Raw genomic sequence first — 26,998 nt, 5'->3', positions numbered from 1 at the left:
GGGGAAGGAAACGCTCAGGCTCCGATCCCCCTCCCCTTCAAACTCTCGCCGATCTCGTCCAGCACGGCGGCGTCGTCGATGGTGGGCGGGGTGGTCCAGGCTTCGCCGTCGGCGATCTTCTTCATGGTGCCGCGCAGGATCTTGCCCGAGCGGGTCTTGGGGAGCCGTGCCACGGTGAGCGCGAGCTTGAACGCCGCCACGGGGCCGATACGCTCGCGGATGGAGGCGACGAGTTCGCGCTCGATCTCGGCGGTGTCGCGGGAGACGCCGGATTTCAGCACCACGAAGCCGCAGGGCTGTTCGCCTTTCAGCGCGTCGCGGATGCCGATGACCGCGCATTCGGCGACATCGGGATGGGCGGCCAGAACCGCCTCCATCCCGCCGGTGGAGAGCCGGTGGCCCGCGACGTTGATGATATCGTCGGTGCGCCCGAGAACCGTGACGTAGCCGTCCGCGTCGACGATGCCGGCATCCGAGGTGTCGTACCAGCCCGGATAGGTGGTGAGGTAGCTCTGGCGGAAGCGCTCGTCCGAGCCCCACAGGGTCGGCAGGCAGCCGGGCGGGAGGGGGAGCCGCAGGGCGATCGTGCCCATCGTGTCGGGCGGCAGCGGCTTGCCGGCCTCGTCGAGCACGGCGAGATCGTAGCCCGGCATCGGCACGCAGGCGCTGCCATGCTTCACCGGCAGCATGCCGATCCCCACCGGATTGCCGGCGATGGCCCAGCCGGTCTCGGTCTGCCACCAATGGTCGATCACCGGCCGGTCCAGCGCCCGCTCGGCCCAGGCCACGGAATCCGGGTCCGCCCGCTCGCCGGCGAGGAACAGGGAGCGGAAGCCGGAGAGGTCGTGGGAGGCGACGAGCTCGGCCCGCGGATCGTCCTTCTTGATCGCGCGCAGAGCCGTCGGCGCCGTGAACAGACAGGCGACGCCATACTCGGCCGCGACCCGCCAGAGCGCCCCGGCATCGGGCGTGCCCACCGGCTTGCCCTCGTAGAGAACGGTGGTGCAGCCGTGCAGCAGCGGGGCGTAGACGATGTAGGAATGGCCCACCACCCAGCCGATGTCGGAGGCGCAGAAATACACCTCGCCGGGTTTCACGTCGTAGAGGTTGGGCATCGACCACGACAGCGCCACGCAGTAGCCGCCGGTATCGCGCACCACGCCCTTGGGCTTCCCCGTCGTGCCCGAGGTATAGAGGATGTAGAGCGGGTCGGTGGCCGCGACGGGGACGCAATCGGCGCTGATCCCGGCGGCCTTCGCGCGGGCCACGGTCTCGGCCCAGTCGCGGTCCCTCCCCTCCACCAGGCTCGCCTCGGACTGCGAGCGCTGGAGGATGAGGCAGGCCTCGGGCTTGTGCGATGACGCCGCGATGGCCGCGTCGAGGAGCGGCTTGTAGGGCACGACCCGGCTCGGCTCGATGCCGCAGGAGGCGGCCAGCACCACCTTCGGGGCGGCGTCCGTGATGCGGATGGCGAGCTCGTTGGCGGCGAACCCGCCGAACACCACGGAATGGACCGCGCCGAGGCGCGCGCAGGCGAGCATCGCGAATAGGGCTTCGGGGATCATCGGCATGTAGATGACGACCCGGTCGCCCTTCTCCACGCCGAGCAGCGAGAGGATGCCGGCGAGCGTCGCCACTTCGTCGCGCAAAGCCGCGTAGCCGATCGTCCGCTTCGTCCCGGTGACGGGCGAATCGTACAGGATCGCCGCCTGCTCGCCTCGCCCCATCGCCACGTGGCGGTCGACGGCGTTGTGGCAGGCGTTCAGCCTCGCGTCGGGAAACCAGCGCCCATAGGCGCCCGCCTCGGGGTCGAAGGCGCGCGACGGGGCCTTGTCCCAGTCCAGCGCGTCGGCGGCTTTCAGCCAGAACCCTTCGGGATCGGCGAGGGAGCCCGCGTGGATCGGGCGGTAGGCGTCCGTCCCTTCAGGCGAATCGGGAGGTGTCGCGGCAGCCTGCATGGCGGTTCGTCCCCGGGCGGCCGGTCTGAGGATGCCGGCATCTGTGGAGAATGTAGCCCAACCTGCCCATGACGGTACAAGGGATGACGATACAAGGGGTGGCGGTGCAAACGAAAACCGCCGCGCTGGGCAGCGCGGCGGCAAAGGTCAGTTAGGGAAGGGGAATGATGAGGAGCTGGCTAATGCACCGAGTCCGTTTCGGCACGCAGCCGATTGATCTCGTCCTTCAGGTGAAGTTTGCGTCGCTTCAATTCCGCGATCCGTAGATCGTTCTCGGAAGGGCTTTGAATCGCGGAGTGGATTTCCCGCTCGAGGGCTTCGTGCTTGAGGGCGAGCTGGCTCAGATGCGTCTGCAGCGACATGAGTCGTTTCTCCTGTCTCGTTCCGACTCAGGCAGAGTGGCATAGTATGAGCCGGCTGTCGAAACCGAAATCGGCCCTGGGGGCAACATTGGTTAATCACGATCGCCGGAGCCCTCCCCGGTGGAAGAAGCGTCTTCCAGAGCCAATTGCGGGCATCGTCTTGCCGCAAGAGCGCCTGTGCCGCATGGTTTCGGGACGGTGCGTGTCGAGGCTGCAGGTGCGATGGCGGGCGAGTTCGAGGATAACGGGACGGCGGAGTTCGTCGAGGAACTGGCGCGGCTCCGCCAGGAGCACCGCGACCTCGACGGGGCCATCGACGCATTGGAACTGAGCGTCGCCGGCGATCAACTGCAGATCCAGCGCCTCAAGCGGCGCAAGCTCGGCCTGCGGGACCGGATTTCCTATCTGGAAGACCAGATCACGCCCGACATCATCGCCTAGCTTCGGTTTGCCTTGATCACAGGATTGGCCCGGGCACCGTCTTGCGGGCGGTCGCCCGCCCGCGTATGCGGCACGGTCCGGGTGCAGGATCGCGTCCCGGGATCGCGCGGCCACGAAGACATGGCCTGAACCCGGCCAAGCATGACCAGGCGACCGCGATCGTCTCGGGAAGGAAGTGACGACGATGGCGGGAGCGCCCCCGGTCGCGATCATCATGGGAAGCCAGTCGGACTGGGCGACCATGCAGCACGCCGCCGACACCCTCGACGCCCTTCGCGTGCCGCACGAGGCGTTCATCGTCTCCGCCCATCGCACGCCGGATCGCCTCGTCGCCTTCGCCAAGGGGGCGAGGCAGGCCGGCTACAAGGTTGTCATCGCGGGCGCCGGCGGTGCCGCGCATCTTCCCGGCATGACCGCATCCATGACGCCGCTGCCGGTCTTCGGCGTTCCAGTTGAATCCAAGGCCCTGTCCGGCCAGGACAGCCTGCTCTCCATCGTGCAGATGCCGGCCGGCATTCCCGTAGGCACCCTCGCCATCGGCCGGGCCGGGGCCGTCAACGCCGCCCTCCTCGCCGCCGCCGTCCTGGCGCTGACCGACACCGCCCTCGCCGAGCGCCTCGACGCGTGGCGGGCCGCGCAGACCGCATCCGTGGCCGAGAGGCCGGAGACACAGATTCCGTGACCGACATGTCCCTCGCGCCCGGTTCCACCCTCGGCATCGTCGGCGGCGGCCAACTCGGCCGCATGATTGCGCTGGCCGCGGCCAATTACGGCCTCAAGGTCCATGTCTACGCCCCCGATGCGGCGAGCCCGGCCTTCGATGTCGCGGCCGAGACGACCTGCGCGGCCTATGACGATTCAGACGCCCTCGCCCGCTTCGCGGCGAGCGTCGATGCCGTGACCTACGAGTTCGAGAACATCCCGCGCGAGACCGCCGACCTGCTGGCGCGCCACGCGCCCCTTCGTCCCAGCGCCGACGCATTGTCCACCACGCAGGACAGGCTCTCCGAAAAGAGCTTCATCAACGGCCTCGGCATCGCCACCGCGCCGTTCCGGCAGGTGGACACGCCGGACGACCTCGCCCGCGCGCTGGAGGCGATCGGCCTGCCGGCCGTGCTGAAGACCCGCCGCTTCGGCTATGACGGCAAGGGCCAGCGCATCATCCGCACCGCCGAAGAGGGCGACCGGAACGCGATCTTCGCCGAGTTCGGCGGCGCGCCGCTGATCCTCGAAGGGTTCGTGCCGTTCGAGCGCGAGGTCTCGGTGGTGGCGGCGCGGTCCCCCGACGGGAGCTTCGCGGCCTTCGACCTGTGCGAGAACGAGCACCGCGACCATATCCTGGCCCTCACCCGCGTGCCGGCCCCGAACCTGTCGGAGGAGACCGCCCGGATTGCGGTGGAGATCGCCCGCCGGATCGCCGAGGCGCTGGATTATGTTGGGATCCTCGCCGTCGAGATGTTCCTGGTGCGCGACGAGGCCGGCGAGCGTCTGATCGTCAACGAGATCGCGCCGCGGGTGCACAATTCCGGTCACTGGACCATCGAGGGCGCCGTGACCTCGCAATTCGCCCAGCATGTCCGCGCCGTCTGCGGCTGGCCCCTGGGCGATGCCTCGCGCGTCGCCGGCGCCTCCGTGGAGATGCGGAACCTGATCGGCGACGACATCGACGCGTGGCAGGCGCTCCTCGCCGAACCCGGCGCGCATCTCCACCTCTACGGCAAGGGCGACGCCCGGCCAGGCCGCAAGATGGGCCATGTCACGCGGATAATCCCGGCTTCGTGAGGACGGCTCAACCTTGCCGGAGGGCGCGGACGTCCTTCAGCGACATGCCGACCGCCGTCTGAAAGCCCTGCCGAAGCCGGGTGCGTCGGTGAAGCCGCACGCATGCATCAGGACGTCGATGGGCGTGCGGTCGGTGGAGGCCGACGTCAGCCGGCGATGGACGCGGCGCGGCCGGGCATCGCGGATCTCGGCGGCGATCCCCTCGCCGTCGGCAAAGGCACGATAGAGTTTCGAGCGGGAGACGTTGAGCGCCGCGGCCATCGCCTGCGGCCCACACGCGTCGTGCGAATGCCGTTCGACACGCACGCGCGCGCGAGACCGGAGCATGTCGGGTAAACCCCGACCCTCGTCGTTTCCGACCCGGGCTTCCAGACCCGACCGGGGGACGCTGAAACGGAGCTCCCGATACGGCGACGGACCTCCCGCGGCAAAGGGGCGGTCGAGCCTGATGAAGCCGATATCCCCGACGCCGACCACATGACCGCAATGGCCCTGTTCCAGGTAGCCATCCCACGATGCCGAGATTCTTCAACGCGGTGTTCTGCAGGATTCGAAGGCTAGCACGGGCTCGACGCGCTTCGTCGTTTCGACAACCGTCACCACCTTCGAGGGGGGAGACACGCACAACTCCCGGTATCGTTCGGTTGGAACCCGTGCCGGACGCACGTATCCGGCGCATCCCGGCGAGTCATGCCGCGTGCGTATTCGATGTCCGGATCATGGTCCGAACGCACAAGAGCCGATGGCGTGATTGGTCTCCGTGCGATGTGCTGCGTTGGGGGGCCTAGGTCGTCACGGCGCGGTGGTTTGGTCGGCGCGGGCGATTACGCTGAGCGCACTGTGCGCAGGTGCTCCGAACCATGATTTTGGGACGGAGAGACAATTCCTGCACGTTGACCCGTGCCGCTCGATGCCGGTATTGCCATCGGCGCAGCTCGCTCGTTGTAAAATTCATGGCGATTGAAACAAGTCACTACTGATTGGTGTATCATATAATTGATAGATCCGGATAAATCGGTCATTTTATTGAAATAGATCTGTGTTTTATTGGAAAATGTCTTTATTGACCGGCAGAATAATCAAACAAGGGCGAGCTGCACTGATTGGTCGATGCATGCCATCGACTGTAATAATACCGGTCGTAAATTTTAGGATACCGCTCGTTTTGGATAGTCGTTGAAGTCATCGAGCAGGTTGCATGGCGTAAAGACGGTGCCACATCTTGTGGCGTGGCCGTTGATGATTGGGCACGTTCGTGATCCGGCCGTATCCCAGGCTTGCGCGACCGTCATTGTCGAGCCGAATATCCACGTGACGTGAAGACATACTGAATAAGCATCAGCGTTACGGCATTACAAAAATCGACGACGGAGCAAGATTCAACTTCAGATAGAATCTATAGGGTCGAGTAATTTCATGGCTTAAATCAAGCTGACACAGAAATACGTCAAGGTGTATAGGTCGTTACGTCTCTCACGATTGATGTTTCTGCATCTGATGCCGGTTCTAAATTGAGGCATGTCGGACAATTCCGAGCTGGAAGTGAGGTATCTCCGGTCTCCATCGACGTAATTAGTTGCCTGAAGACGTCATGAAACTGATCATGCAGGCCGAAATATCGAGGCATTCAGGTCATTACTAGGCCCCTCTCATCTTGGATCCGCGCCATCGCGCGTGAACGATGATTCGAAAGCTGATGCCGGCATGGGGGCGGGTACGTATATACTGGTATGAAGGTCGACGACGTTGCATGTTATCTTGTGTGAATCTATAGATTCTCAAATGAATACATTTTATTTCGCAGACATTTGACGGAATATATCGTAATGTCTTGGTGTGGCCGCTGAAAGCTGAGTTTCGGAGCTCATGCCAGATAAGCACGCCAATAAACACAGGTTATCTGAGGGGCCTCGCCGTGGAACGGACTATCGTCGCATTCGCCAAACCTGTTGCTTTGGGACTCATTTGTTTCGTTTCGATACTCTACATATCGAAGAATGTCGGAGCTGCATTTGTGATCAGCCTCGTCCCGTTGCTGTTGGGCTGGCTCGGGATCATGGAAACGTTTGCCTACGCGATTGCGGCGATGGTGTTCCTGGCGGCGGTGGCGTGGGCGGCGACGCCCGTATCCGTGAAGGGGATTCTGACCGAGCATTCGGAACGCGCGATCACGAATATCCAGCAGGAAATAAAGGCGCGATAGGGCTTGCCGGTCGTATCGGACGGGCAAGCGCGATCTGATCCGGGTCGAGCAGGGCAAGGTCGAGCAGGGCAAGGGCCGCACGGATCCCTTCGCCATGCTCGCCCCTGTTCCGTCTACCCTTCCCCTGGCGCCGATCCGCACATGACGCCCGGCGCCGGGCAGGCGGGAAAGCCGCCCGTCACGAATCGTCGATTCGGGCGCCGGGCGTCTGTCCGAGACTGCCCGACGAGCTATGGCGGGATAACCACGAGATCATCGGCGATGGCGTCGAAACTGCGTCTTGTCGGACACAGTCTGTCCTCGCCGTGACTCGCCAGACGGCCTTCGCGACCCCGCGCGGAATCGAGCCTTACCTTCGCCACATCGCGCCGCTTCAGCGGGTGAGCCGACGGGTTTTGAGCGCGTGTTCACCGCGATGCGAGACTGTGCCGGCACTCGTCGTCCTGTCTGGCATCCAAAGCGCTTCGAGGCGCCACGATGAATGGGATGATCGATAGCAGCGGACGGGAGCGTGCCTCGGGGGGCATGGCGATCCCGAGGGGAGAGGGGCAATGACGTTTGTAGTGCCGCGCGCGAAGGCGGGTCTGGTCGGGGCCGTGGCGATCGCGGCGGCTTTGGCCGGGTGTGAGACCTATGGCGGTGGTGGGGCTTCGGCGACGCGCCAGTTCGCCGTGGTCGAGACCGACGCCACGGGCGCCACCAGCGTCAACATCGCCTCGCTCACCGAGGTGATCCAGCGTAATCCCAACGATGCCGGCGCCTACGTCACCCGCGGCGCGGCCTATGCCCGCTCGGGCCAGTTCAACGACGCCATCGGCGATTTCACGAAGGCCGTGCAGATCGATCCGAATTCGGCCTCCGCCTACTACAACCGGGCGCTGGCCTACCGCCAGACCGGCCGGAACGATGGGGCGCTCGCCGACTTCTCGAAGGCCATCTCGGCCGATTCGAACTACGGCCCCGCCTATATCGGTCGCGCCAACGTGCTGCGTGCCCAGGGCGATCTCGAGGGTGCGATGTCGGATCTCAACCAGGCGATCCGCCTGACGCCGGAATCGGCCGAGGCCTACCATGCACGCGGCCTCGTGCGTCAGCGCCAGGGCCAGAACACCCAGGCCATCGGCGATTTCGACGCCGCCATCGACCGCAATCCCTTCGTCGCGGCGCCCTACGCCGCGCGGGGCCAGAGCCTCATCGCCACGAACCAGTTCGACAAGGCGATCGAGGATTACAACGCGGCCCTCAACGTCAACAACAAGGACGCCAGCTCCTGGGCCTATCGCGGCCTCGCTTACGAGAAGACGAACCGCAAGAAGGAGGCGATGGAGAGCTACCAGCGCGCCGCCCAGCTCGAACCGGGCAACCCCGTGGCCAAGCAGGGGCTGGGGCGCGTCTCGGGCGGCGTCGGATCCTTGTTCAACTGATCCGTCGCTAGGTCACGCCGCGGCTTCACGAAGGGCGTCGCTGCATCGGCGACGCTCGCGCCGTCGTCCAGATGGATCCGGGCCGTCTGGTCTCGTCCGACCTCGCGACGATCCATCGCTGCGTCGGAGCCGCCGGTGACGGACGAAACACCCCGTCGATCAGCCGACGAGCCGGGTCGTCCGCTTCATGGTCAGTCGGCTCAGAATGCGCCCGAGCTGTTCGGCCGAGTATGGCTTGTGCAGGAGCTCGAAGCCCTCCGCGCCATCCTGCGCCAGGACGTGGCTGTACCCGGACGCGAGAAGCACCGGCAGGCTCGGCAGATGCTCGCGCAATCGCTCGGCCAGGGCGATGCCGCCGATGCCCGGCATCACCACGTCCGAGAACACCGCATCGTATCCGTTGCCGTCCGTGCCGAGCTTCTCCAGAGCTTCCTCGGCGTTAACGGACCAGGTGGTCCGGTAACCGAGATCTTCCAGGATCTGCGTGGCGAAGCGGCCGACCTCGATATTGTCCTCGACGACCAGGATGCGCTGGCCCGCCCCCATCGGCGAGCCCGGCTCCGGTTGAAGCATCTCCCGGTCCGCGCCGTTTTGCTCGATCACGATCTCGGGCAGGTAGAGCGTGAACGTCGTGCCGTGCCCGAGCTTGGTCGATACGTCGACATCGCCGCCGGACTGCTTGGCGAAACCGAACACCTGGCTGAGGCCGAGGCCGGTTCCCTTCCCCACCTCCTTGGTGGTGAAGAACGGCTCGAAGATGCGGCCCAATTGTTCCGGCGCGATTCCCGTGCCCGAATCGGTGAGGGAGATCGCCGCGAAGGCTCCCAGAGCGACCGCATGCCCACGGATGGGCGGCAGCTTTCCTCGGCGAACCAGAGTCAGGGTCAGGGCCCCCTCCCCGTCCATCGCATCACGGGCATTCACCGCCATGTTGACGAGGGCGGTCTCGAACTGGCTCAGATCCGCCTTCACGAAGCAGGGCTCGTCGGGCGTTTCCACCGTCAGGCGGATGCGGGCCCCCGTCACGGTGTCGATCATCTCGGAGACGGCGCGCAGGCGCTCGCCGACCTCGAAGACTTCGGGCTTGAGGGCCTGGCGACGGGCGAAGGCGAGGAGCTGCCCGGTCAGCTTCGCGGCGCGGTCGACCGTGTCCGAGACCGCATCCAGGTAGCGCCGCTTGCGCTCCTCGGGCAGCTCCGGCCGGCGCAGGAAATCGACGGAGGAGCGGATGATGGTCAGGAGGTTGTTGAAATCGTGCGCCACGCCCCCGGTCAGCTGCCCGACGGCCTCCATCTTCTGCGATTGCCGCAACGCCTCCTGGGTATCGGCGAGTGCGGTTTCGGCGCGTAGCCGCTCCGAGATGTCCTTGGCGTAGTGGAACGCCCCGACGATGCGTCCTCCCTCGTCGCGCAAGGGCGAGTAGGATACCTCCCAATAGGGCTTGGCCAGATCGGGGTCGCCGAACTCTTCGGTGACGGTGAACGTCTCGCCCTGGAGGGCGCGCTCCATCAGGCTGCGCATGACCGGGGCCTGGTCCGGCGGGAAGAGGTCGGGGAACACTTCGCCGAGCTGCACGCGGTGGGCGAAGATGCGGAAGAACTCGTCGCTATGGGCCTGGTTGAAGGCGATGAGCCGGTACGCGGTATCGAAGGCGCAGATGGGCGCGGCGCTGGATTGGAGGATGTCGCGCGAGAGGCGAAGCTCCGCCGTCCGCTCCGCGACCTGCCGCTCCAGGTCGTCGTTCAGGGCCTGTAGGGCATCCGCTCCGGCCTGCCGGGCACTCTCCGCCAGGTAGCGCTCAGTGATGTCGCGGGAGATGCCCACGAGCTTGAGGGCACCGCCCTCGTCGGGCTGAAAGGGCGCGAAGCTCACCTCCCACCAGCGGAGGTCGCCCCTGGCGGTCTGGGCCTGCCCCTCGATGCGTGAGACTTCTCCGGCGGTCGCCCGCCGGACGGCGTCGCGGAGCTTTGTGCGCTCGCCTTCCGGCCAGAGTCCGGCATATTCCTGCCCGACCACGTCCTGGAGCGATCCGATCTGGCTCAGTTCGAGTCCCCGCGCACTCATGAATTCCAGCGTGCCGTCGGCGGAGAGCACCTTCACGCAATCCGGGCTCGCCCTGAGGATGCCTCTCACGAAGGCGTCGCTGCGCCGGAGCGCCTCCCGGTCGGCAAGGCGCCTGTGCGCGTCGAGATGGAAGCCGATGAGGTCGGCGAACATCCTGAACATGCCGACGATCTCCGGCGTGTTCAGCCGGGCCGGACGAGGGTCGATGGCGCAGAGCGTGCCGAAAAAGCTGCCGTCCGGCAGGTTGATCGGCATCGAAATGTAGCTCTGGAAGCCATACATTTCCGGGGTCGGATGCGCCTGGAAGGCCGGGTCCTCGGACACGTGGTCGATGACCACGCCCGTCCCGGACGAGCGGATTGCGTCGCAGATCGTGGTGGCGACCGGCAACTCGCCGCCCGGCGCCAGACCGAAGGCGATGTCGTCCATGACGCTGCAGGCGACCCAGCGGTCGTCCGTCACCCTGGCGATGGCGGCAAAGCCCATGCCTGTCGTCCGACAGACGACGTTCAGGATGGTCGGAACCGCGGCGATGCCCTCGACCGCAATAATATCCGCCTGGAAGTCGTGCGGGGCGGACGGAGCGGCGATTGAGGTGGTCATCATCTGTCCGCCGCTCTAGCGGAGCCATGGCCGCGGGAGCGAGGCACCTTGTGGTCACGCTCGATCAAAAGGCGGAGACCGGCGCGGACGACCTCGCTGGCATTCGCATAATGCCCACTCGCGACCTGGCCCTTGATGTAGCTTTCCAACTCATGGGTCAGGGCGATGTTGCGGGTAGGCGTATTCGACATGGCTGGACGGTGGCATAGGCCCCAGGAGCTGTCAAAAGTTGGCAGCCCTGAGCTCCCCCGGGCATCCGCTCGAACCGTTGGCGACGCCCCCGGTCCGAAAGCGGACAGGCTGACATCCTCTCGATTTTGAGAATCGGGGCGGGGTCCGCATGTCGGATGCCGGCCACCCAAGTCGTGCGCTCAGCCCGGACCCAGGATCCGGCGGTACTGGATGAAGCCCGACCGGTCCGCGAGCCTGTCATAGAGAGCGCGGGCCGGGGTATTGTCCTCCATCGTCAGCCAGTGGACGCGGTCGGCGCCGGCGTGCCGGGCCTGCGCGGTCACGGCCTCGATGAGCGCGCGGGCGACCCCCCTGCCCCGTGCCGCAGGCGCCGTGAACAGGTCCTGCAGGTAGCAGTAGGGGCCGCGTGTCCAGGCTGAGGCGTGGAAGAGGTAGTGGACGAGGCCGACGGTCTCGCCGTCCGCTTCCGCCACTAGGGCGTGGAGCGGCACCAGCGGGTCGTGCAGGCGCGACCATGTCAGGTCGCGTATCTCCGGTCCGATCGCGGCCCGGTAGAAGTCGAGATAGCCTGACCACAAGCCCTCCCAGGCCTCGCGCTCGTCGGGCCGTACCGGGCGGATCGTCGGATCCGACACGGCGCTCAGGCCTCGAAACGCTCGGGCCGGCGATGTTCACCGACGATGCGGCGGACCGTACCGGTGGCGGACCGGTAGATGACCGTCTCGGTCACGATCATGCCGGACTTGAACCGCACGCCCTGCAGGAGTGCACCGTCGGTGACGCCGGTGGCGGCTACGATCACGTCGCCCCGCGCCATGTCGGCGAGCTCGTACTTCCGGTTCGGATCGCTGATTCCCATGCGGGCCGCGCGCTCGCGCTTATCGTGGCTGTCGAGGATCAGCCGGCCCTGCATGTGGCCGCCGATGCAGCGCAGGACGCCGGCCGCGATGACGCCTTCGGGCGCCGCACCGATGCCGAGATAGATGTCGGCACCGGTCTCGTCGGGGCTCGTCGTGTGGATGATGCCGGCGATGTCGCCGTCCGAGATCAGGCGGATTCCTGCGCCGGTCTCGCGCACGGCCGCCACGAGGGCCATGTGGCGCGGCCGGTCGAGGATGATCGCGGTGATCTCGGAGGGGTCGCAGCCCTTGTGCCGGGCGAGCGCGGCGATGTTGTCGGCCGGGCTGGCGTCGAGATCGACGAGGCCCTGGGGATAGCCGGGGCCGATGGCGATCTTCTGCATGTAGACGTCGGGCGCTGCCAGCAGCGACCCGTGCTCGGCGAGCGCCATCACCGCGATGGCACCGGGCATGTCCTTGGCGCAGAGGGTCGTCCCCTCCAGGGGATCGACGGCGATGTCGACCTTCGGGCCGGCGCCGGTGCCGAGCTGCTCGCCGATATAGAGCATCGGCGCCTCGTCGCGCTCGCCCTCGCCGATGACGACGGTGCCGTTGATGGGCAGGAGGTTGAGCTCGCGCCGCATGGCATCGACGGCGGCCTGGTCGGCCTCCTTCTCCCGGCCCTGCCCGCGCAGGCGGGCGGCGGCGATGGCGGCGCGCTCGGTCACCCGCGCCAGTTCGAGGCTCATGGTGCGGGACACCGGACGTCCCACTCCCCCGACGATATCGTCCGCCATCCTGGTCCCGTCCCTCACCTGGTGTCTGGGCCGCGATGGGCGGCCTTCTTATTCGCGTTCGATCCGGATCAATTGCGGCGCCTCGGCGAGGAGACCGTCCGCCGCGATGGCGTCGAGCGCCGCGCGGATGGTCCCTTCGGTGGCGGCGTAGGTGATCAGCACCAGGGGCACCGGCTGGCCTGAGCGGCCATGCGGGTCCTTGGTGGCGGCGCTCTCCGAGCGGCGCTGCAGGATGCTCTCGATGGAGATGTCGCGCTCGGCCATCCGCGTGGCGACACCGGCCGCGACGCCGGGCCGATCGTGGACGGTGAGGCGGATGTAGTAGCCGCCCTCGTGTCGCTGCATCGCCACCCGCTCCGACGGCGCGAGGCTCGCGGCGGGGCGCCCGAAGGTTGGGCGCGCGACGCCGGCGGCGATGTCGGCGATGTCGGCCACCACCGCCGAGGCGGTCGCCTCGCCGCCGGCGCCCGGGCCGATCAGGGTGAGTTCACCCACCGCGTCCGCATCAATGGTGACGGCGTTGGTGACGCCCATCACTTGAGCGATGGCGGAGGATTTCGGCACCATGGTCGGGTGGACGCGCTGCTCGATGCCGCCTTCGGCCACCTGCGCGACGCCGAGCAGCTTGATCCGGTAGCCGAGCTCCTCGGCCATGGTCAGATCGAGCGGCTGGATCGCGGAAATGCCCTCTACAGAGACCCCTTCGGCGTCGATCTCCACGCCGAAGGCGAGGCTGACCAGGATGGCGAGCTTGTGGGCGGTGTCGAAGCCCTCGACGTCGAAGGTCGGATCGGCCTCGGCATAGCCCAGAGCCTGCGCGTCCTTGAGGCAGGCCTCGAAGGTCAGACCCTCCCGCTCCATCCGGGTGAGGATGTAGTTGCAGGTGCCGTTCATGATTCCGTAGACGCGCGACACGGCATTGCCGGTCAGCCCCTCGCGCAGGGCCTTGATGACGGGGATGCCGCCGGCGACGGAGGCCTCGTAGGCGAGGGTCACGCCCTTCGCCTCGGCGGCTTTCGCCAGGGCCGCGCCGTGATGAGCCAGCAACGCCTTGTTGGCGGTGACTACGTGCTTGCCTGCCGCGATAGCGGCTTCCACCGTGGCCTTGGCCGGGCCTTCCGAGCCTCCGATGAGCTCCACCACGCAATCGATTTCGTCCGAGGAGGCAAGGGCGACGGGATCGTCGAACCAGGTCACACCGGCGAGATCGAGGCCGCGGTCGCGGGTCTTGTCGCGGGAGGAGACGGCGGTGACGCGCACCTCGCGGCCCGTGGCGGCGGCGATGGCTTCTGCGCGGCGAGCCACCATCCGAACGACGGAAGCACCGACGGTGCCGAGACCGGCGACGCCGAGGCGGAGGCTCTGTGACATGGACGCGATCCGTATCTGACTTCGCTCGGCCGAGCGCGGGTAACGCGTCGTTCAAGCCTGTGCGCGACGCCGCTCCTTCGAACGGCCGGCTCTTCTGCAACGAATCCCCGTGTGGTGCAAGAAAGCCCAGTGGCGGAAGAAAGCCCGTGGTTCTTCGCGATGCGGCTTCGAGCGGGCATGTTGGAGACCGATGGAGCCAGCCTCCTCAGGGGGCGGGGCGCCGGTCATCCCCCTCTGCCTTGAAGCGCCATGCGGTGGCGATGAGGCCGTAGAGGACGGCGGCGTTGAGGCCATGCCAGAGGAAGTGGGTGCCGATCGGAAGGCTCGGGCACAGGGCGGTGTCCAGGGTCCTGAAGGTCAGAGAGAGGGCGAACAACGCGGCGATGGCCAGCAGCGACAGGCCAGCGCGGCGCCGGGCCGGGCCGAGCGGACAGGTCTGCGGCATCAGCAGGCCGGCCGCGACCCCGATGAGGGCCAGGATGGCGGGCGCGTAGGCGATGGAGCCGTTGCTCAAGCGGTCGACCGATTGGCCCGTGAGCGCGTCGAGGGCCGGTTCCAGCCCGGCCGAGAAAGCGGCAAAGCCGAGCGTCGCCAGGGTTGCCGGCACGATGGCGAGTCCGAGGAGGCGCCGCAGGGCCAGGAAGAAGTAGGCATAGATGAAGAGGGCGATGGGGATGACGTCGGCGAGCATCGCCCAGCGGACGGCAAGGGTGTGGAACAGGAACGAGCCGATGCCGACGATGGCGACGAGCCCGGCGAGCGCCATCCCGGCCGGGTCGCGCCGCGCACCGGAGCCCGCGAGGCGGAAGGCCAGGAATGCGGCAACGAGAAATGCGGCGTTCGAGGCGGCGTTCAGCGGTTCGGCCCAGAAGCCCGCATCGCCGCGCTCGCAATAGGCACGGATCGGTGTGAACCAGCCGTCGGACATCTCAAGTTCCTCCCGTGCTCACGCCTTGCCAGTCCGGCACGAAGGCCCGATGACGGGCGGCCCTCTCCGACCGGATCTCAGAGCCCATGCGGATCGCCACCTGGAACGTCAATTCGATCAAGCAGCGGGTCGGCCATCTCGTCGGCTTCCTCGACGAGGCTAAGCCCGACGTCGTCTGCCTGCAGGAGCTGAAATGCCAGGACGAGGGCTTTCCCCGCGCCGAGATCGAGGCGGCGGGCTACGCCGTCGAGACCCTGGGGCAGAAGGCCTATAACGGCGTGGCGCTGCTGGTGCGCGAAACGCTCACCTACGATCGTGATGCAGTGCTCCGCGGCCTACCCGGCGACGAGACCGACGAGCAATCGCGCTACATCGAGGCGCTGGTTTGGGGTGCTGAGGTAGCGCCCGTGCGCGTGGCCTCGATCTACCTGCCCAACGGCAATCCGACGCCGGGACCGAAATACACATACAAGCTCGGCTTCATGGAGCGGCTGCGGCTGCATGCGCGCGCGCTCCTGGCCGACGAGGAGGCCCTGGTGCTGGCGGGCGACTACAACGTGATTCCCGAGCCCGAGGATGCGGCGGATGCGAGCGCCTGGGTGAACGACGCGCTGTTCCTGCCCGAGACCCGCGTGGCCTTCCGCGCGCTCCTCGCGGAGGGGTTCACCGAGGCCGTGCGCGCCTGCGACCCCTCCCCCGGCCTCTACACGTTCTGGGATTACCAAGCCGGCTGCTGGCAGCGGAACCAGGGTATCCGCATCGACCACCTGCTGCTCTCGCCCCAGGCTGCCGACCGTCTGGTGTCGGCCTCCGTGCAGAAGCACCTGCGCGGCCTGGAAAAACCCTCCGACCACGTGCCGGTGACGATCGAGCTGCGATCGCGCTGAACGAGGCCCGCATGGGATGAATGCGCCGGGCGGGACCGGCGGGACGAAGCGATTTCCCATGGCCGGGGCCGCCCATGAATGATCCTCCGTCACCGGGCGGTCATGCGGATGCCGTAACGGCGCTGGCGTCGATCACGCCAACCAGCGACGCGAGACCCCGCATGACGCGCGCAGCACGGGCCATCCGCCGCGAGACGAATCTGGGTCTCACCCAGGCCGTCCATCGCAACCGGGCCTTCTCGAAGGCGGGCGTGTCGGAGCGCCTGTTCACGGCGGCCTTCAGCGGGCTGGTCTATCCGCAGATCTGGGAAGACCCCGTGGTCGACATGGCCGCACTCCGGCTGCGGCCGGACGACCACGTCGTGACCATCGCCTCGGGGGGCTGCAACGCGCTCTCCTACCTCACCGCCAATCCCGGCCGGATCAGCGCCGTCGATCTCAACGGCGCCCATGTGGCCCTGGGGAAGCTCAAGCTCGCCGCCCTCCGGCACCTGCCCGATCATGACGCCTTCTTCGGCTTCTTCGGCCGCCCTGCCCGGCCCGAGAACGTCGCCGCCTATGACCGGACCATCCGCCCGCATCTCGACGCGACGTCCCGCGCCTATTGGGAGGCGCGGCGCCTCGACGGGCGCCGCCGCATCTCGGCCTTCGAGCAGGGCTTCTACCGCTACGGCCTGCTCGGCCGCTTCATCGGTGCGGGCCATTGGCTCGCCCGCCGCTACGGCTGCGACCTCGGCGCCGTGCTGATGGCGAGGGACCTCGCCGAACAGCGGACGATCTTCGAGGCCGAACTGGCCCCGCTCTTCGAAAAGGCCTTCATCCGCTGGCTCATCCGCCAGCCGGCCTCGCTCTACGGCCTCGGCATCCCGCCCGCGCAATACGTGGCCCTTGCGGGCGATGGGCCCGGCGGGATGGCGGCCGTCTTGCGCCATCGCCTGGAGCGTCTCGCCTGCGGCTTCCCGATCCGGTCCAACTACTTCGCCTGGCAGGCCTTCGGCCGCGCCTACGACACCGCGCCCGACGCATCTCTACCGCCCTATCTTCAGGCCGGGAACCACGCGGCCCTGCGCGAGCGCGCCGACCGCCTCAGCTTCCGCCAGCAATCGATGACCGAATTCCTGCGGGAGAGCCCGGCCGCCAGCGTCGATGCCGTGATCCTCCTCGATGCGCAGGACTGGATGACGGATGCCGACCTCACCGACCTGTGGACCCAGATCACCCGCGCGGCCCGGCCCGGCGCCCGCGTGATCTTCAGGACGGCGGCGGACGAGCGCCGGCTGCCCGGCCGGGTGCCGGATTCCATCCTCGGCGCGTGGGATTATGCCGAGGAGGAGAGCCGCCGCTTCGGCGAGCAGGACCGGTCGTCGATCTACGGGGCGTTCCACCTTTACCGGCTGGCCTCGTCGTGAGCGAGGCGGCGCGGCTGATGGACCGGATGTACCGGCACCAGCGGCACATCTACGATGCGAGCCGGAAGTTCTACCTCCTCGGCCGCGACGGCATGATCGCGGATCTCCGCCCGCCCGCCGGGGGCAGCGTGCTGGAGATCGGCTGCGGCACCGGGCGCAACCTCGTGCGCATTGCGCGGACCTACCCGGATGCCCGCTGCTTCGGCCTCGACGTCTCGTCCGAGATGCTCGATACGGCTGGCCGCGCCACCGCCCGCGCGGGCCTCGCCCACCGCATCCGCCTCGCCCGTGGCGATGCCACGGCCTTCGACCCCGCCGCCCTGTTCGGGGAGGCCGAGTTCGACAGGATCGTCATCTCTTACGCTCTCTCCATGATCCCGCCATGGCGCGCCGTCCTCGCCGAGTCCGCCGGTCACCTCGGCCCCAGCGGCGCGCTGCACGTGGTGGATTTCGGCGATCAGGCGGGACTGCCCCGGCCGGCGAGGTGGCTGCTCAACCGATGGCTCGCGGGTTTCGACGTCACTCCGCGGCAGGGGCTCGCCGACGCCCTCGGCGAGGTCGCGCAGCCGTTGCGGCGGCGTGCCCGGATCGTGCAGCGGTTTCGCGGTTACGCCATGCATGGGGTGATCGAACGGGATCGCGGCCCTATCTGAGTCGTCGGACGGCATGAGCCACTCGGCCAGCCTCTCTTCTCGCCACAACAGGTTGTTTCTCCGCATGATTCTCTATGGCACGAGCTATTCGCCCTTCGTCCGCAAGATTCTCGTCACGCTGGCCGAGAAGGACGTCGCCTTCGAGCACAAGCCCGTCTTCTTCCACGCCCCGGACGAGTCGTTCCAGGCTTGCAGCCCGCTCGGCAAGATCCCGGCGATCGAGGATGACGGCTTTCGGCTGGCGGATTCCTCGGCGATCTCCGCTTATATCGAGGCTAAGCATCCGAATCCGGCCCTGTGGCCGCAGGCGCCGAAGGAGCGGGCACGCGCCGTCTGGTTCGACAAGTTCGGCGATACCGAGCTGTTTCCGGTGCTGATCAAGCCCTTCGCCGAGCGCGTGGTGAAGCCCGTCCTGATGGGCAAGCCCGGCGACGAGGCCGTGGCGGTGAAGGCGGTGACGGACGAGTTCCCGAAGCTCTACGATTACCTGGAGAGCCAGATCGACGGCCCCTACCTCGTGGGCGGCGCCTTCAGCATCGCCGACATCGCGGTCGCCACGACCTTCCACAACCTCCGGCTCGCCAAGGAGCCCGTCGATGCGAGCCGCTGGCCGAAGCTCGCCGCTTACATCGACGCGACGCTCTCGCGTCCGTCCTTCGTCACGGCGATCGCGGCGCCGACCAACTGAGCCAGCCGGGAGCCGGCTGTTGCTTCCTTCCCAGATCGCATAGAGCGCTCTGCGCCGAAGTGGATGCCGGTTCGACGAAAAAGAGCGCGGCAAAACAAAAGCCCAGAGATGTGCCCCGACCCGACGTGGTCGGGCGCAACTCTAGCGACGGCGCCGGGACGATCCGGTGACCTGCGACTGAGCCTGGAGGGCCTGGGCCTGAGCCTGGGCCTTCTCTTCTTCGGAGGCGGTGGCCCAGGCCTTGTCGGACAGGGTGACGATCCAGTCGTCCTTGCGCCCCTGCGCCGATTCCCGCGCCAGCGACAGCCACATCAGGCCACGGGCACGCTGGGCCGGAACGCCCTGCCCGTTGACCAAGAGGTCACCCAGCAAGGCCTGGGCCGGAGCATGGCCCTTTTCGGCCGCGAGGTTGAACCAGCGCGCCGCCTGACGCGGGTCGGCATCCACGCCGGTCCCTTCGAGGTAGAGCCGCGCGAGATTGTACTGGGCGTTCGGGTCGCCGAAATACGACGCCGCGTAGTTGAACATGTCGTAGGCCCGCTCCGGGTTCGGGCGCACGTAGGTGCCCTTGATCCCGTCGAGGAAATACGTGCCGAGCGCCGTGAAGGCGCTGGCGACCACGCCCGAATTCTGGGTGTCCGGCCCGTCGTCGGTGTTGTCGTCGGCGATGCGCGAGAAGAACTCGAAGGCCTTCAGGTCGTCATGGGGCACGCCGTCGCCCTCGGCATACATCCGGCCGAGCTTCCACAGGGCAAGGGCGTGGCCCTGGCCTGCGGCGTATTCGAGGGCGCGGGCGGCCCCTTCCTTGTCCCCGGCATTGTAGTCGCGAACGCCCGAGCGCAAGGCTTCGCGCGCCGTGCGGTAACCGCCCGTCGCGGGCACAGGTGTGCGCGCGGCGGGATCAAGCGCCAGCGCCGGGGTAGCGCCGACGAGGAGCAGCGCGAGGGCCGCTCCCATCCGCCTCACCCGACGTGCGGCGCGACCGGGATCGGCCCCTGCCGGCCGCGCGGGCCGGCGAAGGTCAGTCCTAGACATCCGCATAGGTTTGAATCTCCTCGGCGCCCCCGGGATGGGTGACGGCGCCGTCCACCGCGGGACCGACGGTCTGCATGTATTTCCAGAGATAGCCGGAGGTCGCGGTGTTAGTCCGCGGCGTCCATTCCGCCCGCCGCTTGGCGAATTCCTCGTCGGTCACGGCCACGTCGAGCGTGCCCTTGATCGCGTCGAGGGTGATCATGTCGCCATCGCGGATCAGGCCGATCGGCCCGCCGATGGCAGCCTCGGGACCCACATGGCCGACGCAGAAGCCGCGGGTCGCGCCGGAGAAGCGCCCGTCGGTGATGAGGGCGACCTTGTCGCCCATGCCCTGGCCGTAGAGCGCGGCGGTGGTCGAGAGCATCTCGCGCATGCCGGGGCCGCCCTTCGGGCCTTCGTAGCGGATGACGAGAACCTCGCCCTCCTTGTAGGTGCGCTTCTGGACCGCCTCGAAACAGGCCTCCTCGCCGTCGAACACGCGGGCCGGGCCGGTGAAGACCTGCTTGTCCTCCGACATGCCGGCGACCTTCACGATGGCGCCCTGGGGCGCGAGGTTGCCGCGCAGGCCGACGACACCGCCGGTAACGGTGATGGGCGCGTTCGCGGGCCGGACCACGTCCTGGTCCGGGTTCCAGGCGACATGCTCCATGTTCTCGGCGATGGTGCGGCCGGTCACGGTCATGCAGTCGCCGTGGATGAAGCCGTGGTCGAGGAGCGTCTTGATCAGGAGCGGGATACCGCCGACCTCGAACATGTCCTTGGCGACGTAGCGTCCGCCCGGCTTCAGGTCGGCGATGTAGGGCGTGCGCTTGAAGATCTCGGCCACGTCGAACAGGTCGAACTTGATGCCGCATTCATGCGCGATGGCCGGCAGGTGCAGGGCCGCGTTGGTGGAGCCGCCGGATGCCGCCACGGCGGCAGCGGCGTTCTCGAGGCTCTTGCGGGTGACGATATCGCGCGGGCGGATGTTCTTGGCGATGAGCTCCATCACCTTCTCGCCCGCGGTCATGCAGAATCTGTCGCGGATCTCGTAAGGGGCCGGGGCACCGGCCGAATAGGGAAGCGCGAGGCCGATGGCCTCGGAGACGGTGGCCATGGTGTTGGCGGTGAACTGCGCGCCGCAGGCGCCGGCCGAGGGGCAGGCGACCTGTTCCAGCTCGTCGAGATCGTCGAGGCTCATGTCGCCCACGGCGTGCTTGCCCACCGCCTCGAACAGGTCCTGCACCGTCACGGGCTTGCCCCGGAACGAGCCGGGCAGGATCGAGCCGCCATAGATAAAGATCGACGGCACGTTTAGGCGCACCATGGCCATCATCATGCCCGGCAGGGACTTATCGCAGCCGGCGAGGCCGACGAGGGCGTCGTAGGCATGGCCGCGCATGGTCAACTCGACCGAGTCGGCGATGACCTCGCGGGACGGCAGCGAGGCGCGCATGCCGGCATGGCCCATGGCGATGCCGTCGGTGACGGTGATGGTGCAGAACTCGCGCGGCGTTCCGTTAGCGGCGGCGACACCCTTCTTCACCGCCTGCGCCTGGCGCATCAGCGAGATGTTGCAGGGGGCGGCCTCGTTCCAGCAGGACGCAACGCCTACCAGCGGCTGGTGAATCTGTTCCTTGGTGAGACCCATGGCATAGAGATACGAACGGTGCGGCGCCCGCTCGGGGCCCTCCGTGACGTGGCGGCTCGGAAGCTTCGACTTGTCTGTGGTACGCACGTCCATCGTCTCTCTCGGCCCCGGTCTCAGGCGCTTCGGGTGAAGCCCGGCTCTCTACGCGATGGCACGCGACGCCGGTGAAGCGTCGTTCGACACCGTGAAACGCAGTCTCGGAATTCAGCGGTAAAGTGTTGGGGAAACTGTCGTTTACCGCGGATGTTGAGGTGGTCCCGGTTTATGGCGGGATCGCGGCGAATGAGGGCGTGTCCCAAGGCGAAGTCGGGATGCTTTCGCGGTGTTGCGACCCCGCCACAGCCACGCTTCGCCCAGGAGGGAACGGCGCATGAGGGCGTCCGCGCGGGATGGGCGCTCGAACTGACGCTGCGCGTCGATCAGAAACCCCGGCAGAAACGCCGGAATGTCGGCGCGCTCCGGCAAAAGGAATAATTCCGCACCCCGTGGGTCTCTGCCTCGTCCGCCCCTCGCGGCCGAGGCCCCGTCAGGTCTGGGGCGTGATATCGGTTCCGTCGTCCAGCGCCTGCTGACGCGGCGGCGGCTCCAGGTCCGGCCCGCTGCCGTCCTTGAGGTTCACGCCGGTGATCCCACGCACGAAAGCCTCTCGCAGGAGCCAGTCGAGCTTGAACGCGGCGAGGTCGTGCGAGAGCCCGGCCGGGCGGACGTTCGAGATGCAGTTGCGTTCGGCATCCGAACGCCCGACGCGCGGGTCGAGGGTCAGGTAGATGCCAAGGCTGTCGGGCGAGGACAGGCCGGGACGCTCGCCGATGAGCACGGCGACGGCGCGGGCCTTCAGCGCGGCACCGATCCCGTCGCCGAGGGCAACGCGCCCCTGCGTCGCCACCACGATGGGAGTCAGCGTCCATCCGGCCTTGTCGATATGCGGCTTGAAGGCGGCGAGGAAACCGGCCGCACCCTCGTGCACCGCCCTTGCCGAGAGACCGTCCGCCACGACGATGGCGAGGTCCACCGGCTCAACAGGTTTCTCGGCCAGGATCGTCGCACTCTCCTCGCCGAGCGTGCGGCCGAGGTCGGGGCGACGCAGGTAGGTGGCGCGGTCCGGCGCCGCCGAGGCGAGGATGAGGGTGGGATAGCCGAGTGCCTCGATCCCGGAGGCGACCTCTGCGGCATCCATCGGCGTGTGGACGGCATCTCGCGCCTGGGCATGGGCGAGGCCGAAGCGCAGCACCTCGATGGTGGGCATGCCGGTGCCGGCGCGCCCGAGTCCGATCCGCGCCGGCGTCAGGCGGCTCAATCTGGCCCAGGGGTCCATAGCGTCGTCGCCCTTGGTCCGGTCGTCGGCGCTCATGCGGCAATCCCCTTTTGGGCGGACAAGCCGGGAGCCGCCGCGATGAGGCGTGCGCTCGGCCCCTCGGGCAGCAAAGCTCCGTCCGCGTCGGTGAGGCCGATCTGTTCGAGCCACGCCTCGAATTCCGGCGCGCGTTTCAGGCCGAGCACCTCGCGCACGTAGAGTGAGTCGTGGAACGAGGTGGATTGGTAGTTGAGCATCACGTCGTCGGCGCCGGGAATGCCCATGACGAAGGTGCAGCCGGCCGCTCCCAGCAGGGTCAGGAGCGTGTCCATGTCGTTCTGGTCGGCTTCGGCATGGTTGGTGTAGCAAACGTCGCAGCCGAGCGGCATGCCCATGAGCTTGCCGCAGAAATGGTCCTCGAGCCCGGCCCGGATGATCTCCCGCCCGTCATAGAGATATTCCGGCCCGATGAAGCCGACCACCGTATTGACGAGGAGCGGCCGGAACGGGCGCGCGACGGCGTAGGCGCGTGCCTCCAGGGTTTGCTGGTCGATGCCGTGATGGGCATTGGCCGAGAGCGCCGAGCCCTGCCCGGTCTCGAAATACATGCAGTTGTCGCCCACCGTGCCGCGTTTGAGGGCGAGCGCCGCCTCGTGCGCCTCCTTCAGGATGGGCAGGGTGACGCCGAAACTGGCATTGGCCTTCTGCGTGCCCGCGATGGACTGGAACACGAGATCCACCGGCAGGCCCCGGTTCATCGCCTCCAGGGTGGTGGTGACATGGGTGAGGATACAGCCCTGCGTCGGGATCGCGAGGCGCTGGATCAGGTCGTCGAAGAGGTGGAGCAGGCCGCTCAGGGTGGAGACCGAATCGGAGGCCGGGTTGAGGCCGATCACCGCATCGCCGCAGCCATAGGACAGCCCGTCGACGATGGCGGCGGTGATGCCGGCGGCATCGTCGGTGGGGTGGTTGGGCTGGAGGCGGACGGAGAGCCGGCCGGGCAGGCCGATCGTGTTGCGGAACTTCGTCACCACCCGGCATTTGCGGGCCACCAGGATCAGGTCCTGATGGCGCATGATCTTCGAGACGGCGGCGGCGATCTCCGGCGTGATGCCGGGCGAGATCTGGGTCAGCGTCTCGGAGGACGCCTTGATCAGGAACTCGCGGAAATCGCCGACGGTGAGATGGGCGATCTCCTTGAAGGCCAGCGCATCGTGCGTGTCGAGGATGAGGCGGGTGACGTCGTCCTCCTCGTAGGGAATGAGGGGTTTGGCCAGGATCTCCGCCAGCGGCACCTCGGACAGGCACCAGCGCGCCGCCATCCCCTCCTCCGCCGATTCCGCCGCGATGCCGGCGAGCCGGTCGCCGGATCTCAGAGGGGTCGCCTTGGCCATCAGCGTCGCGAGATCCGCGAAGACGTGGGTCTTGGGGCCGACGATGTGGCGATAGGTCATGTCTCAATGCTCCTGCATCGCCGTCGCGAAAACCATGCGTCGCGAAAATCGAGCCACCCGGCAGGGTGGTTATTCCACCTCTCGTCTTGGGCTGAAAAGACCGAGCTCCCGAAAGATCTGCGCCTCGAGGACGGCGCGAAGGACGAGGCCGAACAGGGAGAACGGGAGAATCAGAATTTCCGTGAGGATCGAGGGCGGCGTCCCTGCCCTACCCGCTGGCTGATCGCTGGAGGCGAAGACCAGAATGCCTAGAAGGAGCGCGAGCGCTACGAGCGGTAGGGCCACGCGAAAGCCGATGTAGAAGATGGTCCAGACCTGACCGGCCGTGGCCCGAAACGCGGCCTGCGGCGTGACCTCCAACCCCTCGATCGCGAGGGTGGGTCCGACGGTGAAGAGACGGCTTGTCAGCCAGATGGTGAGGACGAAAGCGGGAATCATCAAGAGACCGAGCGCAGCCATGGGAAGGATCGCCACCCGCGCCCACAGGATGCCGATGAGAAACCATCCGAGGTGATAGGCGATAAGATCCTTCCGCCGCATCGCCTCGTTCAGCAGGGTCTGGGCGCTCTCCGGCCGCAAGCCGAGGACATGACGATAGATCGCCATCGTGTAAGGGACGAGGAGGATGGTGACAGCGATCTCGATGAGAGCGGCCGTCAGTGATCCGCTCGAGTTTTTCGAACCGCTCATACGGGCGGTGAGGAGCGACTGAACGATCATGGCGAGGGCGACGAGCCCCGTCTCGCGCCACAGGGAAGTGACCGCGCGAAACGCATCGCGGTAGGCCGCGGATGTGGATCCGCGCGTCTGAAGAGGGGCTGCCATCGTGCCTCGTTCCCTACCGTCGTGCGCATGGAAAAAACCGATCTATAGACGGCCGAACCAGCGTTCGACTGAAAAAAGCGAGGGTGATCCCCTTTAATTCAGTATCAGCCACAGAAGGGGGCAAGGCTTAGCGTCCGGCGGGATGTGTCGGCTCGATGTCGCCCCCACATGACATCCCAGCCGAATATCGCGCGTGCCTCCTTCCAGATGAACCGGACGCGGATCACAGGATGCCGTCATCCTGTGATCCTGTCGTTCAGGCCGCGCCCGCATGCGGCGCGGGCAATTCCGTCGAGATCGCGTCCACCGTGCGCTGGGGCGGGCTGCCGAGGCCGTCGGAGCGGGCGATGCGGATCTGCTGGTTGACCGGCTGCATGTTGCCGTAGGGCGTCGAGAACGCGATCTCGGCCGCATCCCGGCCGACGCCGATGCGCACCAGCCCGTCGAGATCGGCCTGACGGGTGGCATCGAACAGCCACCAGCGACCGTCGAGATAGGCCTCGAACACCGCGTGGAAATCGCTCGGCACGAGCCCGTGGGCATAGCAGCTCACGAAGCGGGCCGGGATGCCCAGGGCCCGGCAGAAGGCTGTGCCGATATGAGCGAAGTCGCGGCACACGCCGGCGCGCTTGAGCAGGCTCTCGTCGGCGGTGGTCTCCCCGTCGCTGGTGCCGGGCTGGTAGGTCAGGTGATCGTGGATCCAGTTGCAGATCGCGTTGACGCGCTGATGTCCCTTCGGGTGCGCCCCGAACTCGGCCTGCGCGAAGGGCGTGAGCCGGTCGGAGGAGACGAAGCGGCTCGGCAGCAGGAAGGGAAGGATGTCGAGGGGAAGCTGCGAGATCGGCGTCTCGTTGATCGTGGCCGGATCGGCCCGGTGGACGGTGAGTTCGACCTCGGCGTTGTACTCAAGGGAGAACTGGCCGGCGGGGACGTTCACGCCGAGATAGCGGTTCTGCAGGTCGGGCGAGATGTAGATTTCCCGCTTCAGGTCCGGCTTGAGCGTCAGCGTCTCGCTCAGAATCTCGAGACTCTTCAGACGAGCCACTTCGATATTGAAGATGAAGGTCGTGTCCGAGAGTATGTTATAAGACAGACTGCAACCGAGCGTGTAGCGCATGGACGTTCCTTCCTCCGTTGGGGGATGTCCTAGCAAGGACTACGCCCGTCGTGGCGGTGGGGATCCTCCGGGAAAGGCCGGATTTCGCTCCTCGCCGCCCGCTGCTTGCTATCGCGCCGTTCTCGTCAGGTGCGGGGAAGCAGGATCACGGTGAGCGAGCGCACGCCCTGCGCGCCGTGGATCAGTACACCTTCGATATCGGCGGTGGCCGACGGCCCGGTATGGAGCACGGCATAGGCCGCGCGGCCGAAATCCGGCCGGCGATAGGCCGCCTGGACGTTGACCAGGATGTCGGCGGGATCGAGCAGCACGACGAGGTGCTGGGCGAGATACGCCACCGCGTTCACCCGCAGCTCGTCCTGCGTGAACAGCACGGACCCGGTCTCGGCCACGCCGAACACGGCGCGGACGACAGCGACGTCGACATCGGCGAGATTGGCGGGCAAGGCCACGCGGGAGAGATCGCGGTTACCGACGATCTCCGGCACCGCCGAGGCGATCACCGCGCTGTCGTCAAGCCGCTCGCGCACGGCGGCGAAGGGGTCCTCGCCCGGAACCGGTGCCGCGATGCGCCCGCCCATGCGCTTCAGCCGCTCCCCGAACTCCGCCACGAGATCGTCGCCGACCAACGGCGCGAAATCCGGGACCGCCGGCAGGGGATGGTCGCCGGCGGGGCGGTTCTTGCGGATGCGGGCCAGGGTGTCGTCGCGGGCGCTCATCGGACGACTTTCCAACGTCCATGATCCCGCCGAGCCGAGGCTGTGCACGTTCCTCTCCCCGCTTGCCGGGCTAGTTTGTTCACACATTTCGCGGGCAGCGCGGGTCCCCTCTCCTGGAAGGAGAGGGACAGGGTGAGGTGTATGAATTCTCCGGAGATGGACCACACCTCACCCCGGCCTTCTCCTTCCAGGAGAGGGAGCACGCCACGCCTCTTGTCGACCCCTCTCGGATAGAGCGAACGGCGTACGAGCCGATGGGTGAATCCAGTCGCCGCCGGGCGGGGAGAGGGCATGCGCGCTGGCCGGAGCGAGCCGTGGGGCAT

Annotated in this window: 25 protein-coding genes; 9 read left to right on the top strand and 16 right to left on the bottom strand. The window is 67.2% G+C overall.

Features of this window, described 5'->3' with window-relative positions:
* Positions 1-14: 14 nt before the first annotated feature.
* Both ASF26_RS09460 and ASF26_RS09455 read right to left on the bottom strand, forming a co-directional pair.
* Positions 15-1,958 carry a propionyl-CoA synthetase gene (locus ASF26_RS09460; RefSeq protein WP_056252609.1) on the bottom strand — a complete coding sequence of 648 codons (1,944 nt, stop codon included), beginning with the start codon at positions 1,956-1,958 and terminating at the stop codon, positions 15-17.
* A 179-nt stretch (positions 1,959-2,137) separates the two neighbouring features.
* Positions 2,138-2,320, bottom strand: coding sequence for a DUF465 domain-containing protein (locus ASF26_RS09455; protein WP_018042998.1), 183 nt, complete (start codon positions 2,318-2,320; stop codon positions 2,138-2,140).
* A 222-nt stretch (positions 2,321-2,542) separates the two neighbouring features.
* On the opposite strand from ASF26_RS09455, the gene ASF26_RS09450 reads away from it, so the two are divergent.
* The 3 genes from ASF26_RS09450 (at position 2,543) to ASF26_RS09440 (ending at position 4,543) form a co-directional block, all read left to right on the top strand.
* Positions 2,543-2,761 carry a DUF465 domain-containing protein gene (locus tag ASF26_RS09450; RefSeq protein WP_018042997.1) on the top strand — a complete coding sequence of 73 codons (219 nt, stop codon included), beginning with the start codon at positions 2,543-2,545 and terminating at the stop codon, positions 2,759-2,761.
* Positions 2,762-2,945: 184 nt separating this feature from the next.
* The gene (gene purE / locus ASF26_RS09445; RefSeq protein WP_056252606.1) at positions 2,946-3,443 is read left to right on the top strand and encodes a 5-(carboxyamino)imidazole ribonucleotide mutase; all 498 of its coding nucleotides are present in this window, start codon (positions 2,946-2,948) and stop codon (positions 3,441-3,443) included.
* Positions 3,440-4,543 carry a 5-(carboxyamino)imidazole ribonucleotide synthase gene (locus ASF26_RS09440; RefSeq protein WP_200925898.1) on the top strand — a complete coding sequence of 368 codons (1,104 nt, stop codon included), beginning with the start codon at positions 3,440-3,442 and terminating at the stop codon, positions 4,541-4,543. The genes purE and ASF26_RS09440 overlap by 4 nt, the downstream gene beginning before the upstream one ends.
* A gap of 36 nt (positions 4,544-4,579) precedes the next feature.
* On the opposite strand, the gene ASF26_RS21980 is transcribed toward ASF26_RS09440, so the two are convergent.
* Entirely contained in the window at positions 4,580-4,804 is a 225-nt protein-coding gene (locus ASF26_RS21980) for a helix-turn-helix domain-containing protein (protein WP_056252603.1), read from the bottom strand.
* Between the two features lie 1,654 nt (positions 4,805-6,458).
* On the opposite strand from ASF26_RS21980, the gene ASF26_RS09430 reads away from it, so the two are divergent.
* Together ASF26_RS09430 and ASF26_RS09425 are read left to right on the top strand one after the other, a co-directional pair.
* Positions 6,459-6,746: a hypothetical protein gene (locus ASF26_RS09430; protein WP_056252599.1), complete on the top strand. Its 288-nt coding sequence runs from the start codon at positions 6,459-6,461 to the stop codon at positions 6,744-6,746.
* 551 nt (positions 6,747-7,297) lie between these two features.
* A complete protein-coding gene (locus ASF26_RS09425; RefSeq protein ID WP_056252597.1) occupies positions 7,298-8,170 on the top strand; it encodes a tetratricopeptide repeat protein in 873 nt (290 codons plus the stop codon).
* Between the two features lie 159 nt (positions 8,171-8,329).
* Here ASF26_RS09425 and ASF26_RS09420 read toward each other — a convergent pair whose 3' ends face one another.
* The 6 genes from ASF26_RS09420 to ASF26_RS09395 form a co-directional block, all read right to left on the bottom strand.
* Positions 8,330-10,837 (bottom strand): PAS domain-containing protein, encoded by a 2,508-nt coding sequence (locus ASF26_RS09420; protein WP_056253302.1) that lies wholly within the window; start codon positions 10,835-10,837, stop codon positions 8,330-8,332.
* Positions 10,837-11,028: a type II toxin-antitoxin system ParD family antitoxin gene (locus tag ASF26_RS21975; protein ID WP_082477570.1), complete on the bottom strand. Its 192-nt coding sequence runs from the start codon at positions 11,026-11,028 to the stop codon at positions 10,837-10,839. Before ASF26_RS21975 ends, ASF26_RS09420 begins: the two co-directional genes overlap by 1 nt.
* A 180-nt stretch (positions 11,029-11,208) precedes the next feature.
* Positions 11,209-11,664, bottom strand: coding sequence for a GNAT family N-acetyltransferase (locus tag ASF26_RS09410; protein WP_056252589.1), 456 nt, complete (start codon positions 11,662-11,664; stop codon positions 11,209-11,211).
* Positions 11,665-11,669: 5 nt separating this feature from the next.
* A complete protein-coding gene (glpX, locus tag ASF26_RS09405) occupies positions 11,670-12,665 on the bottom strand; it encodes a class II fructose-bisphosphatase (protein ID WP_056252586.1) in 996 nt (331 codons plus the stop codon).
* 48 nt (positions 12,666-12,713) lie between these two features.
* Positions 12,714-14,036 (bottom strand): homoserine dehydrogenase, encoded by a 1,323-nt coding sequence (locus tag ASF26_RS09400; RefSeq protein ID WP_056252584.1) that lies wholly within the window; start codon positions 14,034-14,036, stop codon positions 12,714-12,716.
* 205 nt (positions 14,037-14,241) lie between these two features.
* Positions 14,242-14,964: a ceramidase domain-containing protein gene (locus tag ASF26_RS09395; RefSeq protein WP_056252580.1), complete on the bottom strand. Its 723-nt coding sequence runs from the start codon at positions 14,962-14,964 to the stop codon at positions 14,242-14,244.
* A gap of 86 nt (positions 14,965-15,050) precedes the next feature.
* Here ASF26_RS09395 and xth point away from each other — a divergent pair, with 86 nt between their 5' ends.
* The 4 genes from xth to ASF26_RS09375 all read left to right on the top strand — a co-directional run bounded on the left by xth (position 15,051) and on the right by ASF26_RS09375 (position 18,601).
* Positions 15,051-15,851 (top strand): exodeoxyribonuclease III, encoded by an 801-nt coding sequence (gene xth / locus ASF26_RS09390; protein WP_056252578.1) that lies wholly within the window; start codon positions 15,051-15,053, stop codon positions 15,849-15,851.
* 161 nt (positions 15,852-16,012) lie between these two features.
* Entirely contained in the window at positions 16,013-17,260 is a 1,248-nt protein-coding gene (locus ASF26_RS09385; RefSeq protein ID WP_056252576.1) for a DUF3419 family protein, read from the top strand.
* A 26-nt stretch (positions 17,261-17,286) separates the two neighbouring features.
* Entirely contained in the window at positions 17,287-17,913 is a 627-nt protein-coding gene (locus tag ASF26_RS09380; protein ID WP_056252573.1) for a class I SAM-dependent methyltransferase, read from the top strand.
* Between the two features lie 64 nt (positions 17,914-17,977).
* Entirely contained in the window at positions 17,978-18,601 is a 624-nt protein-coding gene (locus tag ASF26_RS09375) for a glutathione S-transferase family protein (RefSeq protein WP_056158854.1), read from the top strand.
* Between the two features lie 141 nt (positions 18,602-18,742).
* Here ASF26_RS09375 and ASF26_RS09370 read toward each other — a convergent pair whose 3' ends face one another.
* The 7 genes from ASF26_RS09370 to ASF26_RS09340 all read right to left on the bottom strand — a co-directional run bounded on the left by ASF26_RS09370 (position 18,743) and on the right by ASF26_RS09340 (position 26,675).
* Positions 18,743-19,642: a tetratricopeptide repeat protein gene (locus ASF26_RS09370; RefSeq protein WP_056252569.1), complete on the bottom strand. Its 900-nt coding sequence runs from the start codon at positions 19,640-19,642 to the stop codon at positions 18,743-18,745.
* Positions 19,629-21,359 carry a dihydroxy-acid dehydratase gene (gene ilvD / locus ASF26_RS09365; protein ID WP_018042980.1) on the bottom strand — a complete coding sequence of 577 codons (1,731 nt, stop codon included), beginning with the start codon at positions 21,357-21,359 and terminating at the stop codon, positions 19,629-19,631. The genes ASF26_RS09370 and ilvD overlap by 14 nt, the downstream gene beginning before the upstream one ends.
* A 433-nt stretch (positions 21,360-21,792) precedes the next feature.
* Positions 21,793-22,617: an ethanolamine ammonia-lyase subunit EutC gene (gene eutC / locus ASF26_RS09360; RefSeq protein WP_056252566.1), complete on the bottom strand. Its 825-nt coding sequence runs from the start codon at positions 22,615-22,617 to the stop codon at positions 21,793-21,795.
* The gene (locus ASF26_RS09355) at positions 22,614-24,014 is read right to left on the bottom strand and encodes an ethanolamine ammonia-lyase subunit EutB (RefSeq protein WP_056252563.1); all 1,401 of its coding nucleotides are present in this window, start codon (positions 24,012-24,014) and stop codon (positions 22,614-22,616) included. The genes eutC and ASF26_RS09355 overlap by 4 nt, the downstream gene beginning before the upstream one ends.
* 69 nt (positions 24,015-24,083) lie before the next feature.
* Positions 24,084-24,839: a hypothetical protein gene (locus ASF26_RS09350; protein ID WP_056252560.1), complete on the bottom strand. Its 756-nt coding sequence runs from the start codon at positions 24,837-24,839 to the stop codon at positions 24,084-24,086.
* Positions 24,840-25,095: 256 nt separating this feature from the next.
* Positions 25,096-25,956, bottom strand: a complete 861-nt coding sequence (locus ASF26_RS09345) for a transglutaminase family protein (RefSeq protein ID WP_056144572.1) — start codon at positions 25,954-25,956, stop codon at positions 25,096-25,098.
* A gap of 125 nt (positions 25,957-26,081) precedes the next feature.
* Positions 26,082-26,675 (bottom strand): LUD domain-containing protein, encoded by a 594-nt coding sequence (locus ASF26_RS09340; RefSeq protein WP_056252558.1) that lies wholly within the window; start codon positions 26,673-26,675, stop codon positions 26,082-26,084.
* Positions 26,676-26,998: the final 323 nt, after the last annotated feature.

Source organism: Methylobacterium sp. Leaf93 (assembly GCF_001422345.1).
Lineage (GTDB): Bacteria > Pseudomonadota > Alphaproteobacteria > Rhizobiales > Beijerinckiaceae > Methylobacterium > Methylobacterium bullatum.
Note: the sequence above shows the minus strand (reverse complement) of the source record. Positions and strands in the feature narration are given on the sequence as shown.

What these genes read in the sequence shown, in the direction of transcription:
- ASF26_RS09460 (WP_056252609.1), bottom strand. Translation starts at nt 1,958, where the DNA reads ATGCAGGCTGCCGCGACACCTCCCGATTCGCCTGAAGGGACGGACGCC.
- ASF26_RS09455 (WP_018042998.1), bottom strand. Translation starts at nt 2,320, where the DNA reads ATGTCGCTGCAGACGCATCTGAGCCAGCTCGCCCTCAAGCACGAAGCC.
- ASF26_RS09450 (WP_018042997.1), top strand. Translation starts at nt 2,543, where the DNA reads ATGGCGGGCGAGTTCGAGGATAACGGGACGGCGGAGTTCGTCGAGGAA.
- purE (WP_056252606.1), top strand. Translation starts at nt 2,946, where the DNA reads ATGGCGGGAGCGCCCCCGGTCGCGATCATCATGGGAAGCCAGTCGGAC.
- ASF26_RS21980 (WP_056252603.1), bottom strand. Translation starts at nt 4,804, where the DNA reads ATGGCCGCGGCGCTCAACGTCTCCCGCTCGAAACTCTATCGTGCCTTT.
- ASF26_RS09425 (WP_056252597.1), top strand. Translation starts at nt 7,298, where the DNA reads ATGACGTTTGTAGTGCCGCGCGCGAAGGCGGGTCTGGTCGGGGCCGTG.
- ASF26_RS09420 (WP_056253302.1), bottom strand. Translation starts at nt 10,837, where the DNA reads ATGACCACCTCAATCGCCGCTCCGTCCGCCCCGCACGACTTCCAGGCG.
- ASF26_RS21975 (WP_082477570.1), bottom strand. Translation starts at nt 11,028, where the DNA reads ATGTCGAATACGCCTACCCGCAACATCGCCCTGACCCATGAGTTGGAA.
- glpX (WP_056252586.1), bottom strand. Translation starts at nt 12,665, where the DNA reads ATGGCGGACGATATCGTCGGGGGAGTGGGACGTCCGGTGTCCCGCACC.
- ASF26_RS09400 (WP_056252584.1), bottom strand. Translation starts at nt 14,036, where the DNA reads ATGTCACAGAGCCTCCGCCTCGGCGTCGCCGGTCTCGGCACCGTCGGT.
- ASF26_RS09395 (WP_056252580.1), bottom strand. Translation starts at nt 14,964, where the DNA reads ATGTCCGACGGCTGGTTCACACCGATCCGTGCCTATTGCGAGCGCGGC.
- xth (WP_056252578.1), top strand. Translation starts at nt 15,051, where the DNA reads ATGCGGATCGCCACCTGGAACGTCAATTCGATCAAGCAGCGGGTCGGC.
- ASF26_RS09385 (WP_056252576.1), top strand. Translation starts at nt 16,013, where the DNA reads ATGACGCGCGCAGCACGGGCCATCCGCCGCGAGACGAATCTGGGTCTC.
- ASF26_RS09380 (WP_056252573.1), top strand. Translation starts at nt 17,287, where the DNA reads ATGTACCGGCACCAGCGGCACATCTACGATGCGAGCCGGAAGTTCTAC.
- ASF26_RS09375 (WP_056158854.1), top strand. Translation starts at nt 17,978, where the DNA reads ATGATTCTCTATGGCACGAGCTATTCGCCCTTCGTCCGCAAGATTCTC.
- ASF26_RS09370 (WP_056252569.1), bottom strand. Translation starts at nt 19,642, where the DNA reads ATGCGGATGTCTAGGACTGACCTTCGCCGGCCCGCGCGGCCGGCAGGG.
- ilvD (WP_018042980.1), bottom strand. Translation starts at nt 21,359, where the DNA reads ATGGACGTGCGTACCACAGACAAGTCGAAGCTTCCGAGCCGCCACGTC.
- eutC (WP_056252566.1), bottom strand. Translation starts at nt 22,617, where the DNA reads ATGAGCGCCGACGACCGGACCAAGGGCGACGACGCTATGGACCCCTGG.
- ASF26_RS09355 (WP_056252563.1), bottom strand. Translation starts at nt 24,014, where the DNA reads ATGACCTATCGCCACATCGTCGGCCCCAAGACCCACGTCTTCGCGGAT.
- ASF26_RS09350 (WP_056252560.1), bottom strand. Translation starts at nt 24,839, where the DNA reads ATGGCAGCCCCTCTTCAGACGCGCGGATCCACATCCGCGGCCTACCGC.
- ASF26_RS09345 (WP_056144572.1), bottom strand. Translation starts at nt 25,956, where the DNA reads ATGCGCTACACGCTCGGTTGCAGTCTGTCTTATAACATACTCTCGGAC.
- ASF26_RS09340 (WP_056252558.1), bottom strand. Translation starts at nt 26,675, where the DNA reads ATGAGCGCCCGCGACGACACCCTGGCCCGCATCCGCAAGAACCGCCCC.